The sequence below is a fragment of the Sphingomonas sp. P2_B6 genome (assembly GCF_056404755.1).
Map to the genome: position 1 here is coordinate 162,011 of NZ_JBFUDK010000003.1, position 16,053 is coordinate 178,063.

At 65.4% G+C, this 16,053-nt stretch carries 20 protein-coding genes and 1 tRNA gene; 11 read left to right on the forward strand and 10 right to left on the reverse strand.

From position 1 onward, the window contains the following. From nrdR to AC1DX5_RS05340, 3 genes are all read left to right on the forward strand, one after another. Positions 1-462 (forward strand): transcriptional regulator NrdR, encoded by a 462-nt coding sequence (gene nrdR / locus AC1DX5_RS05330; RefSeq protein WP_465170932.1) that lies wholly within the window; start codon positions 1-3, stop codon positions 460-462. A gap of 85 nt (positions 463-547) precedes the next feature. Then, entirely contained in the window at positions 548-1,627 is a 1,080-nt protein-coding gene (locus tag AC1DX5_RS05335) for a TrmH family RNA methyltransferase (RefSeq protein ID WP_478014450.1), read from the forward strand. An 89-nt stretch (positions 1,628-1,716) separates the two neighbouring features. Beyond that, positions 1,717-2,673, forward strand: coding sequence for a TauD/TfdA family dioxygenase (locus AC1DX5_RS05340; protein ID WP_465175063.1), 957 nt, complete (start codon positions 1,717-1,719; stop codon positions 2,671-2,673). Here AC1DX5_RS05340 and AC1DX5_RS05345 read toward each other — a convergent pair. Further along, positions 2,670-2,981 carry a chorismate mutase gene (locus AC1DX5_RS05345; RefSeq protein ID WP_478014451.1) on the reverse strand — a complete coding sequence of 104 codons (312 nt, stop codon included), beginning with the start codon at positions 2,979-2,981 and terminating at the stop codon, positions 2,670-2,672. The two genes, AC1DX5_RS05340 and AC1DX5_RS05345, sit on opposite strands and share 4 nt — an antisense overlap. Positions 2,982-3,179: 198 nt before the next feature. Here AC1DX5_RS05345 and AC1DX5_RS05350 point away from each other — a divergent pair, with 198 nt between their 5' ends. Together AC1DX5_RS05350 and rpsD are read left to right on the forward strand one after the other, a co-directional pair. Continuing rightward, entirely contained in the window at positions 3,180-3,428 is a 249-nt protein-coding gene (locus AC1DX5_RS05350) for a hypothetical protein (protein ID WP_465170936.1), read from the forward strand. A gap of 202 nt (positions 3,429-3,630) precedes the next feature. Beyond that, the gene (gene rpsD, locus AC1DX5_RS05355) at positions 3,631-4,245 is read left to right on the forward strand and encodes a 30S ribosomal protein S4 (RefSeq protein ID WP_478014452.1); all 615 of its coding nucleotides are present in this window, start codon (positions 3,631-3,633) and stop codon (positions 4,243-4,245) included. Positions 4,246-4,451: 206 nt separating this feature from the next. On the opposite strand, the gene AC1DX5_RS05360 is transcribed toward rpsD, so the two are convergent. After that, on the reverse strand, positions 4,452-6,500 hold the full coding sequence (locus AC1DX5_RS05360) for a S9 family peptidase (protein ID WP_478014453.1): 2,049 nt from the start codon (positions 6,498-6,500) through the stop codon (positions 4,452-4,454). Positions 6,501-6,582: 82 nt separating this feature from the next. On the opposite strand from AC1DX5_RS05360, the gene AC1DX5_RS05365 reads away from it, so the two are divergent. The 3 genes from AC1DX5_RS05365 (at position 6,583) to aguB (ending at position 10,211) form a co-directional block, all read left to right on the forward strand. Then, positions 6,583-8,211: a M28 family peptidase gene (locus AC1DX5_RS05365; protein ID WP_478014454.1), complete on the forward strand. Its 1,629-nt coding sequence runs from the start codon at positions 6,583-6,585 to the stop codon at positions 8,209-8,211. Continuing rightward, positions 8,208-9,179, forward strand: coding sequence for an agmatine deiminase family protein (locus AC1DX5_RS05370; RefSeq protein WP_465175067.1), 972 nt, complete (start codon positions 8,208-8,210; stop codon positions 9,177-9,179). The genes AC1DX5_RS05365 and AC1DX5_RS05370 overlap by 4 nt, the downstream gene beginning before the upstream one ends. A 183-nt stretch (positions 9,180-9,362) precedes the next feature. Then, a complete protein-coding gene (gene aguB / locus AC1DX5_RS05375; RefSeq protein ID WP_478014455.1) occupies positions 9,363-10,211 on the forward strand; it encodes an N-carbamoylputrescine amidase in 849 nt (282 codons plus the stop codon). A gap of 126 nt (positions 10,212-10,337) precedes the next feature. Here aguB and AC1DX5_RS05380 read toward each other — a convergent pair whose 3' ends face one another. Beyond that, positions 10,338-10,601 (reverse strand): hypothetical protein, encoded by a 264-nt coding sequence (locus AC1DX5_RS05380; protein ID WP_465170941.1) that lies wholly within the window; start codon positions 10,599-10,601, stop codon positions 10,338-10,340. A gap of 95 nt (positions 10,602-10,696) precedes the next feature. Here AC1DX5_RS05380 and AC1DX5_RS05385 point away from each other — a divergent pair, with 95 nt between their 5' ends. Then, positions 10,697-10,984: a hypothetical protein gene (locus AC1DX5_RS05385; RefSeq protein WP_478014456.1), complete on the forward strand. Its 288-nt coding sequence runs from the start codon at positions 10,697-10,699 to the stop codon at positions 10,982-10,984. Positions 10,985-11,104: 120 nt separating this feature from the next. On the opposite strand, the gene AC1DX5_RS05390 is transcribed toward AC1DX5_RS05385, so the two are convergent. Continuing rightward, positions 11,105-11,764, reverse strand: coding sequence for a uracil-DNA glycosylase (locus AC1DX5_RS05390; RefSeq protein WP_478014457.1), 660 nt, complete (start codon positions 11,762-11,764; stop codon positions 11,105-11,107). 20 nt (positions 11,765-11,784) lie between these two features. Between AC1DX5_RS05390 and folK the strand changes: the two genes are divergently transcribed. Then, positions 11,785-12,270 (forward strand): 2-amino-4-hydroxy-6-hydroxymethyldihydropteridine diphosphokinase, encoded by a 486-nt coding sequence (folK, locus tag AC1DX5_RS05395; RefSeq protein WP_478014458.1) that lies wholly within the window; start codon positions 11,785-11,787, stop codon positions 12,268-12,270. 16 nt (positions 12,271-12,286) lie between these two features. Then, positions 12,287-12,362: transfer RNA gene (locus AC1DX5_RS05400), tRNA-Lys, on the forward strand. A gap of 93 nt (positions 12,363-12,455) precedes the next feature. Here AC1DX5_RS05400 and AC1DX5_RS05405 read toward each other — a convergent pair. Genes AC1DX5_RS05405 through AC1DX5_RS05430 form a run of 6 tightly spaced genes read right to left on the reverse strand, consistent with a single transcriptional unit; the run spans position 12,456 to position 15,966 of the window. Next, on the reverse strand, positions 12,456-13,643 hold the full coding sequence (locus AC1DX5_RS05405) for a tyrosine-type recombinase/integrase (protein ID WP_478014459.1): 1,188 nt from the start codon (positions 13,641-13,643) through the stop codon (positions 12,456-12,458). Continuing rightward, positions 13,636-13,893 carry a hypothetical protein gene (locus tag AC1DX5_RS05410; RefSeq protein ID WP_478014460.1) on the reverse strand — a complete coding sequence of 86 codons (258 nt, stop codon included), beginning with the start codon at positions 13,891-13,893 and terminating at the stop codon, positions 13,636-13,638. The genes AC1DX5_RS05405 and AC1DX5_RS05410 overlap by 8 nt, the downstream gene beginning before the upstream one ends. Continuing rightward, on the reverse strand, positions 13,886-14,158 hold the full coding sequence (locus tag AC1DX5_RS05415; RefSeq protein WP_478014461.1) for a LexA family protein: 273 nt from the start codon (positions 14,156-14,158) through the stop codon (positions 13,886-13,888). Before AC1DX5_RS05415 ends, AC1DX5_RS05410 begins: the two co-directional genes overlap by 8 nt. Next, positions 14,155-15,177, reverse strand: a complete 1,023-nt coding sequence (locus AC1DX5_RS05420; protein ID WP_478014462.1) for a DUF5131 family protein — start codon at positions 15,175-15,177, stop codon at positions 14,155-14,157. The genes AC1DX5_RS05415 and AC1DX5_RS05420 overlap by 4 nt, the downstream gene beginning before the upstream one ends. After that, positions 15,170-15,499 carry a hypothetical protein gene (locus AC1DX5_RS05425; RefSeq protein WP_478014463.1) on the reverse strand — a complete coding sequence of 110 codons (330 nt, stop codon included), beginning with the start codon at positions 15,497-15,499 and terminating at the stop codon, positions 15,170-15,172. The genes AC1DX5_RS05420 and AC1DX5_RS05425 overlap by 8 nt, the downstream gene beginning before the upstream one ends. Further along, positions 15,496-15,966 (reverse strand): hypothetical protein, encoded by a 471-nt coding sequence (locus tag AC1DX5_RS05430; RefSeq protein ID WP_478014464.1) that lies wholly within the window; start codon positions 15,964-15,966, stop codon positions 15,496-15,498. Before AC1DX5_RS05430 ends, AC1DX5_RS05425 begins: the two co-directional genes overlap by 4 nt. Positions 15,967-16,053: the final 87 nt, after the last annotated feature.

Genomic DNA, 16,053 nt, shown 5'->3' on the forward strand with positions numbered 1-16,053 from the left:
TTGAGGTGTCCGTTCTGCGGCCATGAAGACAGCCAGGTAAAGGATAGCCGTCCGACCGAAGACGGCGCCGCGATCCGCCGGCGCCGCCAGTGCGAGGGCTGCGCCGCGCGGTTCACCACCTTCGAGCGCATCCAGCTGCGCGAGCTCTATGTCATCAAGAGCGAGGACAAGCGCGAGCCGTTCGACCGTGAGAAGCTGCTCCGCTCGGTCTCGATCGCTGCACGCAAGCGCCCGATCGATGCGGTGCGCCTGGAGAAGCTGGTCTCCGGCATCCAGCGCCAGCTCGAGACCCAGGGCGAGAACGAGGTGCCCTCGAAACGCATCGGCGAGATGGTAATGGAGGGGCTGAAGGGCCTGGATTCGGTCGCGTACATCCGCTTCGCCAGCGTCTACAAGGATTTCCGCGAGGCCAGGGACTTCGAGGAATTCGCCGGCAATGTGAACGAGGTGGGCAAGGGGTGAGTTGGGTTGAAGGCTTGCCTTCTCACCACCGTTCGTCCTGAGTAGCGGCTGAGCGAAGTCGAAGACGCGTATCGAAGGACAGGTTTTGAGCTTCTACGCCTATATCCTGCGCTGCTCCGACGGCAGCTATTATGCCGGCCATACCGACCATCTCGAGCAGCGCCTGGGGCAGCATGATCGCGGCGAAGTCGAGGGCTATACCCAGAATCGGCGTCCGGTGTCTCTCGCCTGGTCGCAGGATTTTCCCTCCCGCCTTGAGGCACTCGAAGCCGAACGCCAGATCAAAGGCTGGACGCGTGCCAAGAAGGAGGCGTTGATCGCGGGAGATTGGGAGGCCATTCGGGTCCTCGCGCGCAAGTCCTTCGATACGGGTCTTCGACAAGCTCAGCCCCTACTCAGGACGAACGGGGAGGAGATGCCCCTTCCATCGCTCGCCCCGCCCCCCGTCATCGTCCTTGTCCGCCCACAGCTCGGCGAGAATATCGGCAAGGCGGCGCGCGCGATGCTCAATTTCGGGCTGACCGAGATGCGCCTCGTCTCCCCGCGCGACGGCTGGCCCAATCCCTCGGCCGGCCCGGCCGCGTCGGGCGCCGATGTGGTGCTCGAACAGGCGCAGGTGTTCGACAGTGTCGCCGATGCCGTCGCCGATTGCGCTCATGTCTATGCCACCACCGTGCGCAAGCGCGGGGTGACCAAGCCCGTCGTCACCCCGGACGAAGCCGCGACGGCGATCCATGCCTCCACCGCGCGCACCGCCATCCTGTTCGGGCCGGAGCGGTCGGGGCTCGAAAGCGACGACGTCGCGCTTGCCCGCACGATCATCACCGTGCCGATCAATGCCGAGTTCGGGTCGCTCAACCTTGCCCAGGCAGTGATCCTCGTCGCTTATGAATGGTCGAAGGGCATCGCGCTCGCCTCCCCGCCCGAGACCGAAATGCCCGAACCGGCAGAGCATGAGGAGCTGGAGGGCATGATCCTGCAACTCGACGCCATGCTGGAGGCAGCGCATTTCTTCTATCCGCCCGATCGCACGCCAGTGACGAAGCGGACGCTGCGCACCCTGCTGACCAAACCAGGCTGGTCGAGCCAGGAAGTGCGGACGATGCGCGGCGTGTTGTCGGCCCTTGCCGGCGCGAAGCGATCGAAGGCGCCGCGCCAATCCTGAACGCAGGGCAGCGCACCGGCTATGCCGGACCGCCGATTGCGATTATGCCGGACATGTTCATCGCCCCAACAAGAGCGCGACGCCCGCCGATGGCCGACCTGATTCCGCCCGATGCGGCCACCCCTTATCTCACCATCCGGGCCAAGGGCGAGAAGAGCCCGCTCGAGATTCCGACCGACACGATCATCCAAGCCTACAAGCATCATGGCGCGCTGCTGCTGCGCGGCTTCACCACTGACCTCGACGTTTTTGGTCGTTTCACCGCGCAGTTCTGCTCTGGCTCGGTCTTCAACGAAAGCCGCGGCCGGCAATTGCTCGACGATGCGCGCAATATCCAGTCAGTCAGCCTGGGCACCGCGGCGTTCCCGCTCCACCCCGAATTGTCGCGCGAGCCGTGGAAGCCGGACGTGTGTTTCTTCGCCTGCCTCCACCCGCCGCGGCGGATGGGGGCGACGACGGTCTGCGACGGTAGTGCGCTGGTCGAGCGGCTGCCGTCTGCGCTGCGCGCAGAGATGGCCGCGCGGCGCCTGCGCTACACGCGACATACGACACAGGACGAGCTGATCACCTGGTTCGGCACGACGGAACCATCCAATGCGCAACTGGCCAATCCGCCCGCGCGCTGCCCCTTCACGTTCCGGCTAGACGGCGACCAGATCCGGCGCAGCTTCAGCCGCCCCTTCCTGCACAAGCCGATGTTCACCGATCGACTGGCCTTTGGCAATTTCCTGCTGTTCGCGCGCTACAGCATCGACCGCTGGGATTTTCCGCTGTTCGACGACGGCACGCTCGTCCCGCCCGCCTGGACTCATCTCGTCCGCGACATGGGCGAGGAGATTACCGCGGCGGTGGCATGGCGGCGCGGCGATATCCTGATGCTGGACAATACGCGCTTCCTGCATGGACGGACGGCGGTGGTGCCGCGCGACGGGCGGCTGATCGCCTCCTATTTCGGCTATCTCAACTTCGCCCTGCCCGATCCGGAGGCCCCGCCGAACCCGCCATGGCGTCAGGGCGGATTCTGGCCCCCGCGACCTTCCAGCTAATCTTTCCGTCGGTCGAACGCCGCCATCTCATACGCGATCGAGGCCTCGACCAGCCGGTCCCACAGATCGGCGATCACGGTGCCGGGCAGGCCCGCCGCTTCGGCCGCAGCGCGGGCGTTGGCGATCACCCGCGCCTTGCGGGCCTCGTCGCGCACCGCGCCGCGTTCGGTCTTGATGCGGGCCGCCGCGTCCATATAGGCGAAACGGCGCGCGAACAGGGCGATCAGCTCAAGGTCGACCTGGTCGACGCCGGCGCGCACCTCGACCATATTGGAACAATCGGCGCCTGGCAGGATCGTCTCGGTCATATGGCCTGATAACGCCACTGGGACAGGTGTCCAGCGCTGCAGCGCCGCTCACTAAATGGCCGTTCTGGAACCAACTATTCTGTCACTAAATCGCCATTTTCTGGGGTCTTGCGAGTAAGCCTAGTTAAAGCTACCTCTCCGGCAACGCTGCACTGCGGCGAATTGCGACTCGATTGTGTCTCCTGAGGAAAATCTACCATGCGTCTCTTTGCCACCCTGGCGCTAAGCTGTCTCATGCTCTCGTCCACTCCGGCATTCGCCAAGGACGACAAGCCCGCCGATCCCGACAAGAAGATCTGCCGCCGCACCGAAACCACCGGCTCGATCCTCGGCGGCAAGCGCCAGTGCCACACCAAGGCGGAATGGAAGAGCATCGACGAGGCGAATGCCGATGCGGCGCGCAGGTTCACCGATCGTCGTGTCGGCATGGGCACCGGCCCGCTTTGACGCGGGCGTTATAAGGTTGACCGCGGCGACTCTTTCTGCAAGAGGCCGCCCCTTCGCAAAAGGCCCCGCACTCCGGTGAAGCGGCGGCCCTGCCTGATTCTCGAATCCTCGATTCTCGAATCATAGGGCAGAGCGATGACCGGATATCGATCGGCGCCTTCGGGTGCCGGTCTTGTTGTTGGCACTTGCAAAGGTAATATACATGTCGAAGCGCTCCAGCGCCAAGTACAAGCTCGATCGCCGTATGGGCGAGAACATCTGGGGTCGTCCGAAGTCCCCGGTGAACAAGCGCGAATACGGCCCCGGCCAGCACGGCCAGCGCCGCAAGGGCAAGSTTTCCGAYTTCGGCMTSCAGCTGCGCGCCAAGCAGAAGCTSAAGGGYYAYTATGGCGATGTGACCGAGAAGCAGTTCCGGGCATGCTACCATGAGGCCGCCCGCATGAAGGGCGATACCGGCCAGAACCTGATCGGCCTGCTCGAGCAGCGCCTCGACATGATCGTGTACCGCGCCAAGTTCGCGCCGACCGTGTTCGCCGCGCGCCAGCTGGTCAGCCACGGCCACATCAAGGTCAACGGCGTGAAGTGCAACATTGCGTCGCGCCGCGTGTTCCCGGGCATGGAGATCACGCTGGGTTCCAAGGCGCAGGAAATGGCGCTGGTGATGGAAGCGCAGAGCCTCGCCGAGCGCGACATCCCCGATTATGTCGCGCCGGAYGGCACCGCCAAGGTGACCTTCACCCGCGTGCCGACGCTGGACGAAGTGCCCTATCCGGTGAAGATGGAGCCGAACCTGGTCGTCGAGTTCTACTCGCGCTGATCGATCGGTCTTCCGGCAAAAGACAAAGGGCGGTCCCGCAAGGGGCCGCCCTTTTTCGTTCCGTCAGAATTTCATCAGACAAGCGCCGGCAACGTCCGAATCTTTGTGGGCGCCCAATCCGGCTTCGAAAAATCGAAGGCATGATCGGGCGCCTTTCCTCCGTTCCTCATAGGCTGAAGGCGACCGAACCATGCCCGTCAACGCGTTCAAAGATGAAGATTGGCGCGCAGGAAAATGTCGATCTTGTCGAGCATCTCAGCGCGCACCTTGTCGTCGACGAGTTGGTGATCGAGGCCATCATATTCGACGAGCTGGACGTTGGCGCCCGCGTTTTTCAACCGCGACTCCATCAGTCGCGACTGCTCGATCGGGACGTTCAGATCCAGGTCGCCGTGGAACATCAGAACCGGCACTTTGATACGATCCGCGTTTCGCGCGGGCGAGCCCTGGACGAGATGCGGCCCGGAACCGAACCGAAGCTGAGTCAGCTTGTAGTCGGAATAGTCCTTGCTGCGTTCCAGCATGACAGTGAAATCGGTCACGGGAGCAACGGCCGCAATCGCCTTGAACAGGCCCGGGTCAAGCACGCCCGATTGTAACGCAGCGTACCCGCCATAGGACCAGCCAACGATCGCGATCTTGTCGGCAGCGGCAATTCCTTCCTTCAGCAACCATCGGCCGCCGTCATCGACGTCTCCAATCGCGGTTTTCCACGACCTGATTGCATTCTCCTTCATCCAGGCATCGCCATAGCCGGTCGAGCCGCGATAATTGGGTTGCAGCACTGCATAGCCGCGATTGGCAAAAAACTGCGGCAACCAGGAAAATGCCCATTCATCACGCGCTTCGGGACCGCCGTGCGGCATCACGATCGCAGGAAGGTTCTTGCCATCGCTTCCGGGCGGGAGCGTAAGATATGCGGGAATCATCGTCCCGTCCGCCGCGGGGAACTTCACCGCCTTCATCTCGGCAAGTGGCGTCTTTGCTAGTTGCGGGCGGACGGCCATGATCTCCGTCAAACCTTTCGTCGTCTTGTCGAACAGGTAGAAGCGACCCGGGTCGGAATCGCTTCCCGCCCACAACAGCAGCTTCTTCTCGTCCGCGCTCGCATCGACGAAGCTGATCAATGGCTTGCCGGGGAGGGCCTTGGACAGCGATGCCGAAAGAGCCTTCAGAGCGGGATCGAAGAACGCCGTCCTCGGCTTCTCGTCGCTGTAGGAAATACCGACGACGCGGTGCTGACGACCGATTTGTACGAGCTGATCGACATCGACATCGGGCCGCTCATAGACCAATTCGCGTTTCAGGCTGCCATCCAGCGCGATCTTGTAGATGGCGGTGCGCCCAGTCTCATTCGCGGCGCCGTAGACCACGTCGAGATCGGGATCGACGGCGTAAGGCGTGAAGCCTGTCGTACCGGAACTCGTTATCTCCGAGGTCCCGAGCGGCAGCCAGTCCCGGCTGCCTTTCTTTCGATATGTGTAGACGAGTCTTTTGCCATCATAACCGGTACTGGTTTCCGGCTGGATGCCCATCACGCGAACAATGCCGTGCCCGTCGGATATATAGTCGAACGCGCTGCTCTTCGGCTGTTCCACCGTCTTGCGCGCGAGGCTGGTGGTATCGACCCGCTCGACCCCATACCCCTGCTTTGAACTCGCCATGATCGTGCCCACGGTCTGCTCCGGCACGAAGTTTCGCGACATTAACACGGCGCCGCTGTCGTCGCCGAGCCAGTCGACGATGCCCCCGCCGCCCAACGCGACGCCCAGCGAATTAGAGGTGCCGCGCGCACTCAACGGCTTCATATCGGACCCGTCGGGCTTCAGCGTCACCAGTCTGGTATACGGCATGGGCTTGCCGCTCACCTTCTCGATGACGAAGAAATTGCAGATCAGCCGCGTATTGCTCGGCCACGCGCACCACATCAAACGTTCGGGATCGCCCTTGGAAGCCAGGATCGGCTTCATTTGCGGCGTGCCGACCAGATTGACGACGTACAACAGAGCAGATCGGCCCGGGCCGGGCTGGATCATTGCAATCATGGTACCGTCCGGCGAAAGGCTGATGCTTTCGATGGAGTCCCGCGCGCCGAACTTCATCGCCGCATCGCTTGCGGCGGCCGCCGGCTGCACGACCGACGCGGAGGCCATCGCCCCCGCCAATATCCACTTTTTCAATGCCGCCCCCGAATTCAAGATGTTATCGAAACAATAGCCAGGCCGCAGGCTCAAGCAAACACGGATTCCCTCCATTTCGGTTCCATTCCGCCCCGCTTGCGCCGGCCCCGGCGCGCTGCCAGAACGCCGCCCGTCCCAAGGCCTGCAAGGAACCAAGATGCGCGCCCTTTTCCTGCTGTCCGCCGCCTTCATCCTCACTGCCGCGGCGCCCGATTCGCCCGAAATCCCGCTACAGACGCTGAAGGACGTGACCAAGACGCTGTCGTCCGACGATTTCGAGGGTCGCGCGCCCGCCACACCGGCCGAAGACAAGACCACCGCCTATATCGTCGAGCGCTTCAAGGCGGCGGGCCTTAAGCCCGCTAACAAGGGCAGCTGGTTCCAGGACGTGCCGCTGGTCGAGATTACCGGCCAGAACGTCTCGCCGCTCAGCTTCACCGGGGGCAAGACGCCGGTCAGCCTCGCCTATCGCACCGACATGGTCATCGCGACCTATCAGGTCGTGCCCAGGGCCGAGGTGAAGGACAGCGAGGTCGTGTTCGTCGGCTACGGCATCAACGCGCCGGAGCGCGGCTGGAACGACTATGCCGGGCTCGACGTGAAGGGGAAGACGGTCGTCATCCTGGTCAACGATCCCGACTGGCAGACCATGACGCTCGACGGCGATTTCGGCGGTCGCGCCATGACCTATTATGGCCGCTGGACCTACAAGTTCGAGGAAGCCGCGCGCCAGGGCGCCGCCGCCGCGATCATCGTCCACGATACCGAGCCCGCCGCTTATGGCTGGGGCGTCGTCCAGTCGAGCTGGACCGGACCCCAACTCCAGCAGGATACGCCCGGCGACCATATGGACCAGTCGAAAGCAATCGGCTGGATCCAGAAGCCCGCGGCCGAGGCACTGTTCGCCAGCGCCGGCAAGGATTTCGCCGCCCTCTCCGCCGCCGCGAAGGTCAAGGGCTTCAGGGCCGTCCCGCTCGGCGTGAAGGCGAATGTCAGCTTCGCCAACACGATCCGCCGCCAGGCATCGAAAAACGTCATCGGTATCCTGCCCGGCACCGCGCGGCCCGACGAGGTCGTGCTCTATTCGGCGCATTGGGATCATCTCGGCCGCTGCGACGCGGTCAAGGGCGACGACATCTGCAACGGCGCGGTCGACAATGCCTCGGGCGTCGCGGCGCTGGTCGCCATGGCGGAGGCCAACAGCAAGGCCGGTCCCGCCAAGCGCTCCCAGGTGTTCCTCGCCGTCACCGCTGAGGAATCGGGCCTGCTCGGCTCGAAATTCTATGCCGAAAACCCGGTCTATCCGCTCGGCAAGACGGTCGGCGGGGTCAATATGGACGCGCTGAAGATCTACCCTGAGGCGAAGGACTTCGTCATCACCGGCGCGGGCAAGTCGGAGCTGGAGGACATGGTCAGGCCGATGGTCGCGGCGCAGGGCCGGCGCATCGCGCCCGAACCCTCGCCCGAGCGCGGCTATTATTATCGGTCCGACCATTTCAGCTTCGCCAAGCTCGGCGTGCCGATGCTCGACGGCAGCGCGGGCGAGGATCTGGTCATCGGCGGACCCGCGGCGGGCAAGGCCGCAGCGGACGATTACAACACCAACCGCTATCACAAGCCGCAGGACGAATATGACCCCGCCTGGGACTGGGGCGCCGCGCTGCAGGACGTGAAGCTCTATTACACCATGGGCCGCACCCTTGCGGACGGCGCATCATGGCCTAACTGGTATCCGACCGCCGAATTCCGCGCGGTTCGGGACAAGAGTCGCGCGGAGGCAAAGTGAACACCCTTACCCCACCCGCCGAATGGGCGCCGCACAAGGCCGTCTGGATCGGTTTTCCGAGCCATCCCGATCTGTGGGAGGACGATCTCGAACCCGCGCGCGAGGAAGTCGCCGCCTTTGCGCGCGCCGTCCATGCCGAGGGCAAGGGCGAGCGCGTGCTGCTCGTCGCCGCCGATGAGGAAGCGGCCGATGCCGCCCGGGCGCTGGCCGGCGACGCGGCGCAGGTGGTGGTCGAGCCGTTCGGCGACATCTGGCTGCGCGACACCGCCGCGATCGTCACCGGCGACGGTCGTGCGCGCGATTTCCGTTTCAACGGCTGGGGCGGCAAATACGACCTGCCCGGCGACGACGATATCGGCCTGCGCCTCGCCGCGGAGCGCCGGATTCCGACCGACCGCTGCGACTGGATCCTCGAAGGCGGCGCGATCGACGGCGACGGCACCGGGCTGGTCGTCACCACCGCGCAATGCCTGCTCAACCCGAACCGCAACCCCGATCTGTCCCGAGCCGAGATCGAGGCACGGCTTGCCGCGGATCTCGGCTATTCCCGGGTGATCTGGCTCGGCGACGGGTTGCTGCACGACCATACCGACGGCCATGTCGACAATCTCGCGCGCTTCGTCGCGCCGGGCCGGCTCGCCCTTCCCGAGCCCGCCGAGGACGACCCCAACTGGCTGGTCTATCAGCATGCGGCGCGCGACGCGGCACGCCACGATGTCGAGATCGTGCGCCTGCCCTCGCCCGGCCGCGTGCTGCGCGACGAGGAGATCATTCCGGCCAGCTATATGAACTTCTATATCGGCAACGCCGCCGTGGTCGTCCCGCAATATGGCGCGGCGAACGATGCGCTGGCCGTGGCGGCGATCCAGGCGCTGTTCCCCGACCGGCATGTCGTCGGCCTGCGGGCGGACGCGATTCTCACCGGCGGGGGCAGCTTCCACTGCATCAGCCAGCAGATTCCGGCCTAAACTTGCCGCGCGAAACGCGCTAAAGCCGACCTCGGCTCGCTGGAATCATCCCTCCCCGTTCGGGCTGAGCTTGTCGAAGCCTTGCTCTTCTCTTCCCCAGAAGAAAGAGCAGCCCTTCGACAAGCTCAGGGCGAACGGAGAGGGTGGATCAACCTCATTCGAAAAATGCTCTAAAGGCCCCGCATGACCGACATCACCGTTGCCGCACTCCAGCTCGCCTTTTCGAGCGATATCGACGCGAATATCGCCCGTGTCTCCGAGCTGGTCCGCGAGGCCGCGGCGAAGGGCGCGCAGGTCATCCTGCCGCCCGAGCTGTTCGAGGGCGAATATTTCTGCCGGGTCGAGGACGAGGGCCTGTTCGCCAATGCCAGGCCGGTCGGCGAGCACAAGGCAGTGCTCGCCATGCAAAGCCTCGCGGCCGAGCTGGGCGTGACCATCCCGACCAGCTTCTTCGAGGCGGACGGGCCGCACCATTACAACAGCCTGGCGATGGTCGGCCCCGATGGCGGGCTGATGGGCGTCTACCGCAAGAGCCACATCCCCGACGGCCCGGGCTATGAAGAGAAATTCTATTTCCGACCCGGCAATACCGGCTTCAAGGTCTGGCCCGGCCCGTCCGCGACGCTCGGCGTCGGGGTGTGCTGGGACCAATGGTATCCCGAGACCGCACGCGCGATGATGCTGATGGGCGCGGAAGTCCTGTTCTACCCGACCGCAATCGGCAGCGAGCCGCACGACGCCGATCTCGACACCAGCCGGCTATGGCGCCGCGCGATGGTCGGCCATGCCGTGTCGAACGTCGTGCCGGTGGTCGCCGCCAACCGCATCGGCACTGAACATGGCCAGCATTTCTACGGCCACAGCTTCATCACCGACGAGCGCGGCGACCTGATCGCGGAGTTCGGCGCGGAGGACACCGGCGTGCTGGTCGCGACGCTCGACCTCGACCGCATCAAGCGCCACCGCGCCGCCTTCGGCTTCTTCCGCGATCGCCGGCCAGAACTGTACGGGCGGCTGACGCAGGATATCTAGGGGCGGGCTTTCGGTCGTCACCCTGAACTTGTTTCAGGGTCCATACGCGGCCATTCGCCACAGGGGTGTCGCCCGTGGCTCAGATGTTCGCGCATGGATGCTGAAACAAGTTCAGCATGACGGATCTTACGGTCGAGGCGCCTCGCCCACGTCCTCGCGGATCACCACCGGCTGCGAACAGCCATCCACCGTCCGAAGCACGGTCAGCACCTGCTTCGCGGGCGGCTCGGCCGTCAGCTTGTGCGGGCGGACCGGCACTTTGCGCTGCTCGACCTTCTGGACAGCGCTGTTCTGGCAGACGGGCTTGACGCCGCCCGACTCCGGAGCCGGGTCAGGCGCCGGCGCGGCGGCCATCATGACCGGCAGGGCAAGGATCGCAACGATACGCATGGCGACTCTCCTCGATGATTATCCATCCTATCATGGAAAGGCGCGATTTCACCCGCAATCCACGCCGTTTCGGCTGAGTTCACATTGGAGCGTCCATGGCCGCGCCCATGCAGAAGACCACGCACATCCTGAACGCCGCGTCGAACCTGCTGGGCATCACCCTGCTCATCATCGCCGGCCTGCACATCACCAACCAGGCGCAGAAATCGCTCGCCGACGAAGTCGCCTGGCTCAGCGCAGTCTGCTTCAGTGTGAGCTGCGGCTTGTCCTATCTGTCGATCCGCTCCCCGCTCGAGCTCGATCGCTGGGAGGGGTGGGCCGACCGGACCTTCCTGCTCGGCATCGTCACCCTGGTCGTCGCGGTGCTGGTGCTGGCGATCTAGATTTCCACCGAAACGAGTCCGCTTCTTTCCGTTCGTGTCGAGCGAAGTCGAGACACCGGTCGACGAGGGAGCAGGTTTCTCGACTTCGCTCGAAACGAACGGCGAAAATGGAGGGTCGACTCAGGCCGGCTTCAGCTCCAGCGCCCGGGCGAACACGGCGTCGAACATCTCGTCGGTCAGCCGGCCGGTATTCTGATTGTAGCGCGAGCAATGATAGCTATCGATCAGCAGTCGCCCGTCGGGCACGCGGTGCTCGGCGAGATGCGCGAAGCGGCATTTCGGCAGCTTGCCCCCCAGGATCTTCACGGCCGACTGATGCGCGACCTGCCCCAGCGCCACGAAGACGCGCGCCTTGGGCAAGGCCGCGACCTGGCCTTCCAGGAAATGCCGGCAGGTGCGGATTTCCTCGGGCACCGGCTTGTTCTGCGGCGGCAGGCATTTGACCGCGTTCAGGATCATCGCGCCGTTCAGCTTCAGCGAATCCTCGGGCGTGCCCTCATAATCGCCGCTGGCGAGCCCATATCTGGCGAGCGCCCCGAACAGCAGCGCCCCCGATCCGTCCCCGGTAAAGGGCCGCCCGGTACGGTTCGCACCCTGCTTGCCCGGCGCGAGCCCGACGATCACCAGCCACGCCCCGGGATCGCCCCAGGCCGGTACAGGCGCATTCCACCAGTCGGGCTGCTCGGCCCGGACCGTCTCGCGATACGCCGCGAGGCGCGGGCAGAGCGGGCAATCGTGCGAGGGCTCGGTATCGGGGATCGGGCTTGGGGCGAACATCATAGGGCGCTACGCACGTCCGCGTGCCGATAACAAGATATGCCATCGCGATCGGATCGAACCGCCCGGGCCGCCACGGCCCGCCCGAGGCGGAACTGCGCGCCGCGATCACCGCGCTCGGGCCGGTCACCGCGGTGTCGCGCTTCTTCGCCACGCCCCCACTCGGCCCCTCGTCGCGCCGCTTCGCCAATGCCGCGCTGATCCTGGATTCGCCCGAATCGCCGCCAGAACTGCTTGCCCGGCTGAAAGACATCGAACGCGCGTTCGGCCGCCGCCCGGGCCGCCGCTGGGGCGCCCGGGTGATCGATCTCGACATCGTCCTGTGGTCGGGCGGCGTCTGGTCCGGTGCCGCGCTGACGGTGCCGCACCGCGCCTTTCGCCAGCGCCGCTTCGTGCTCGATCCGCTCGCCGCTTTGGTCCCCGCCTGGCGCGATCCGGCAACCGGGCTGACGGTGCGTCAGCTCGCGACACGCGCACGCGCGGTTGACCGCCGCCCGCGCCGCTCGTAACGCGCGTCCCTGGTCGGGGCCCGTAGCTCAGTTGGTAGAGCAACGGACTTTTAATCTGTAGGTCTCGGGTTCGAATCCCGACGGGCCCACCACCAGAACGCGGCGGAAAACCTAGGGTTTTTGCGCCCTGCGCGTCCGTTGGACGTCAGCCGTTCCGACACGGCATTCCGACAGCATTCCGACAATCATGCTTTGTTCTTTCTTACATGAGCCTGCCGTTTTTCGCCAGCGACTCGGGCTTTCGCCTCATTCGCCTTGTTATAGGTCGTCGTCTGCTGAAGCGTCCGGTGGCCGGAGACGGGCCGGATGTCATAAATTCCGGCGTCGCCGAGCTCGGTCGCGCCGCCATGCCGAAACCCGGTGAGGGTCATTCCCTTGGGCAGGCCGGCGGCCTTGTGGATCTTGCGGAAAACCCGCTGCGCCTGGTCCTCGCTGTAGCGGTGGCCGGTCTCTTCGTTGATGACCATGTGCCCGGTCGCCGGCGGGAGCCGCGCCAGCTCCTCCTCGAGCGCGGGATAGAGCAGCGGGCCCGGTTGGCCGTCGACCGATTCGCCGCGCAGCGGGATAACCTGCCGGTCGCCGGTCTTGCCCTGGCGCAGCGCGATCGACACGCCCGGCTGATAATCCTCCCAGAAGATGCCGGGGGCCTCGTCCTCTTTGCCTTCGAACACATAGCCGAACACGTCGGTCACGCGGCGGACCAGCTCGAAGCTGAGCGCGGCGGCGGCCGCCATGGACTGAATGCCCATGCCGCGCGCTGTCTCCCGGAAAAGGTCGTATTCGTCGCGCGTCGTCGGGCGGTTGCCCTTCTCGCTGCCGGTCTTGATGCCCATCCGCGCGAAGGGGTTCGGGTCTTTCGCTTTCTTGTGCCGAATCGCCTCGTTCCACACGCGGCGGCCGACCTGCATCGCATAGGCGGCGGTGCGCTTCCCTCCCCGCTTCTGCAGCGCGACGTAGATCGCGTCGACGTGGGCGGCCTCGATCTCCGCGATGCGACGATCGCCGAGCAGCGTCGACTTGAGCGGGAAGGAAACGAGGGTCTCCATGGCAGCGCGATAGTCGCGGCGGCTCTTGAACCCGAGGTTCTTGAATCGATCGAGCCCGCGGTACCAGCCCATCAGCCATTTGACCGTGCCGGTGGCGGGCCTCGCCTCGGCGCCGAGGCGCCATTCGTCGAGCATGGTGTTGAGCAGCTCAGCCTTGCCGATCGCGGCGGCCAGGTCCGTGCCCAGCGCTTCGGAGTCGACCGGGCACAAGCGGCCGTAGCGCTCGGCCGGCGGCCTCGCCCAGCTCGGGCGCTCCCAGAAATAGCCGGTCAGGCCATCAGCGCGCCGCTTGGGGCGCAGATATCGGGGCAGGACGACCTTAGCCACCGAGGCCCTCGAATTCGTCGTCGATGTCGGTCGCGCCGGCACCGAAGAGGCGGGTCGTGACGGTGTCGAGCTGCTCGCGCAGATAGACGACCTGACCATTGCGGCCGATCCTGCGACCGGACAGCGAACCGGCGGCCTCGAGCTGGTTGAACAACTTCTCGCTGATGCCGGTATAGGCCAGCGCGGCGAGACGGTTGAACGTCAACGGCGCGGCGGCGAACACCACATCGCCCGGTGCCAGCCTACCCATCGGCTTTACTCCTTCTCTCAATTTCGGCGAGCAGCTCGTCGAGCGGCACGCGCGTCAGGTCGACGGTGGGCATCCGCAGGTTGCGGTTGCGCGCGGCGGTGCGGACAAGCTCGCCCTGGGCGACCAGCGCCGCGACCAGGTCGTGCGCGCGCCCCTGCGCATTGCCGCCCATCGTGGCGGCGATCTCGCGATAGGTGGGCGCGACGCCGTGAGCCTCGATCCAGCCGGCGACGATATCGAGACAGCGCTTCTGAGCCGGGCTCATGACGGGAACCCGTTATGCTCGGCGCCGTCGAGCAGGCGGCCCGCGGCTTTTTTGCCGACCCGCCGCATCACGTGGAAACGCTCGCCATGGAAGCCGCAGCCGCCAGCGAGATTCAACCAGCGCGTCCTGCCAGCATCGGCATAGGCGCGGGTGTAATCCTCGCGCCAGTCCGGGTCATCACGCTCCCGATCGAGCGCCGGTTCCCATTCGCCCCACTGTTTAAACAGATAGGCGATGCGGTGCGCCGCGCCGAAGTCACGCGCGCCACGGTGCCAGTCCGGGTGGCTCGGCCTGGCGCGCGGCCCGCTCTCGCCCCCTGAAATGATCTGGTGCACGAATTCCCAGCCTGCCCAGTCGACGGGACCAAGCGCCGGTTCGTAGCTGACGAATTTGATGGTTGCCGGCACGGCCCGGAAGGCCTCCCGGCGCTCGTCCGCGCGGGGCTGGTCCTCCACCGACACGCCGAGCCAGATGCCCGGCGGCGGCTTATTGGGGCCGTATGTGTCACAGGTGGCACGCGCATCGTCAGAACGGCGGTTCAGGGGATCGACGCGCGCCATGATATGAGACTCGACGGCGGCGTTGGCGACTTCCCAGAATTCCGGGTCGAGCAGCAGCTCACGCATCCGATCCGGCCGCTTCGTCAGGATCTGGGTGACGTGCCCGCGCAGATGGTGCGCCGCGATTGCCACACCGAAAATCTGCGCGACTTCATACCGGGCCAATTCCTTGTGGAAGAAATCGCTCGTCGAGTTGGCGAAGATCATCGCTGGCGCGCGCCATCCCAGCGGCAGGGTCAGCCTGTCATGCATCAGCTCGACACGGCCGGTCCAACGCGCGGGGCCCCGCGTCGCGAAGCCGTGGAAGGCCTGGCCAGGGTCTGAGAAGCGCGCCGCGATCACCTCGGCATAGCAGCCGCCATGAGGACCGGGGCCACCGCAGCCCGGCGACACGCGCGTGCAGCCGCGCACCGGGTTCCAATCGCTCCGGTCAGTCCATTCGATCTTGCTGTCAGTCATGGCGCTGCGCCTCCCCCGCGCGTTCCATCGCCGCGACGAAGGCGGGCATACCTCCGCCGCCGGGTCCGAAGGTGCTCTCCAAGGCCTCCCGGCCGATGATGGCCTTCAAACGCGCGACATCCTCGGGATTGTCGGCCCTGAAGGTCGCGATCGGCTTCGGCCCGTCGGGGAACGCCGCGGCATAGCCGTCTTTCAGCTCTTCCTCGGTCGCCTCGCGATATACACCCTTGAAGTTCGGGCAGGTGGGCGCCGCTTCCCGGCGGGGCCGGTGGGCGCGGTGCGGCTCCATACAGTTGCCGCAGCGATTCTTGAGCTCGCTCATGCTTCATCCCAGTGCTTGTTGAAAATGGCGACGGCGCGCGCAACGACGTCCTCCGGCTTGGCGACGCATTCATGCGCGACGAGGATCGGAATGCGCAGGCCGTAGCTGGTGCGGCCATCGCCGAGCGGCTTGGGCTTCGGATCGTAATAGACCGCCCAGCCCGCGCGGGTTTCCTCGGCGCGAAAATAGATATGCTCGGCGGGGCCGTCCGGCTCGGACATCGTCGAGACCGACCGCCGCAGAACGCGGGCGAGGTGCCCCGCGTAAACCCCGACAGCCTTCCAATAGAGCGCCATCGGGGCTTTGTGCGTCCGCCAGCTCTTCTCGGCGCGCTGGCGGGCGTCCTGTTGCATTTCGAGCAGCAGTGGGGCCAGGAGCGCGCTTTCGGGCATGGTGCGCAATGCTACTGCTGCGGGCAGCGCGAGCAGCGGATTGCGGACCTGGGCAAGGGCGGACCGATCATTCACCGCCGGCGCCCTCCGAGCGGGCCCGATAGACCGCGATGCCCTCGACGCTGAACTCGAGCGCCCCTAGGACTGTCCCGAAGATTGAAG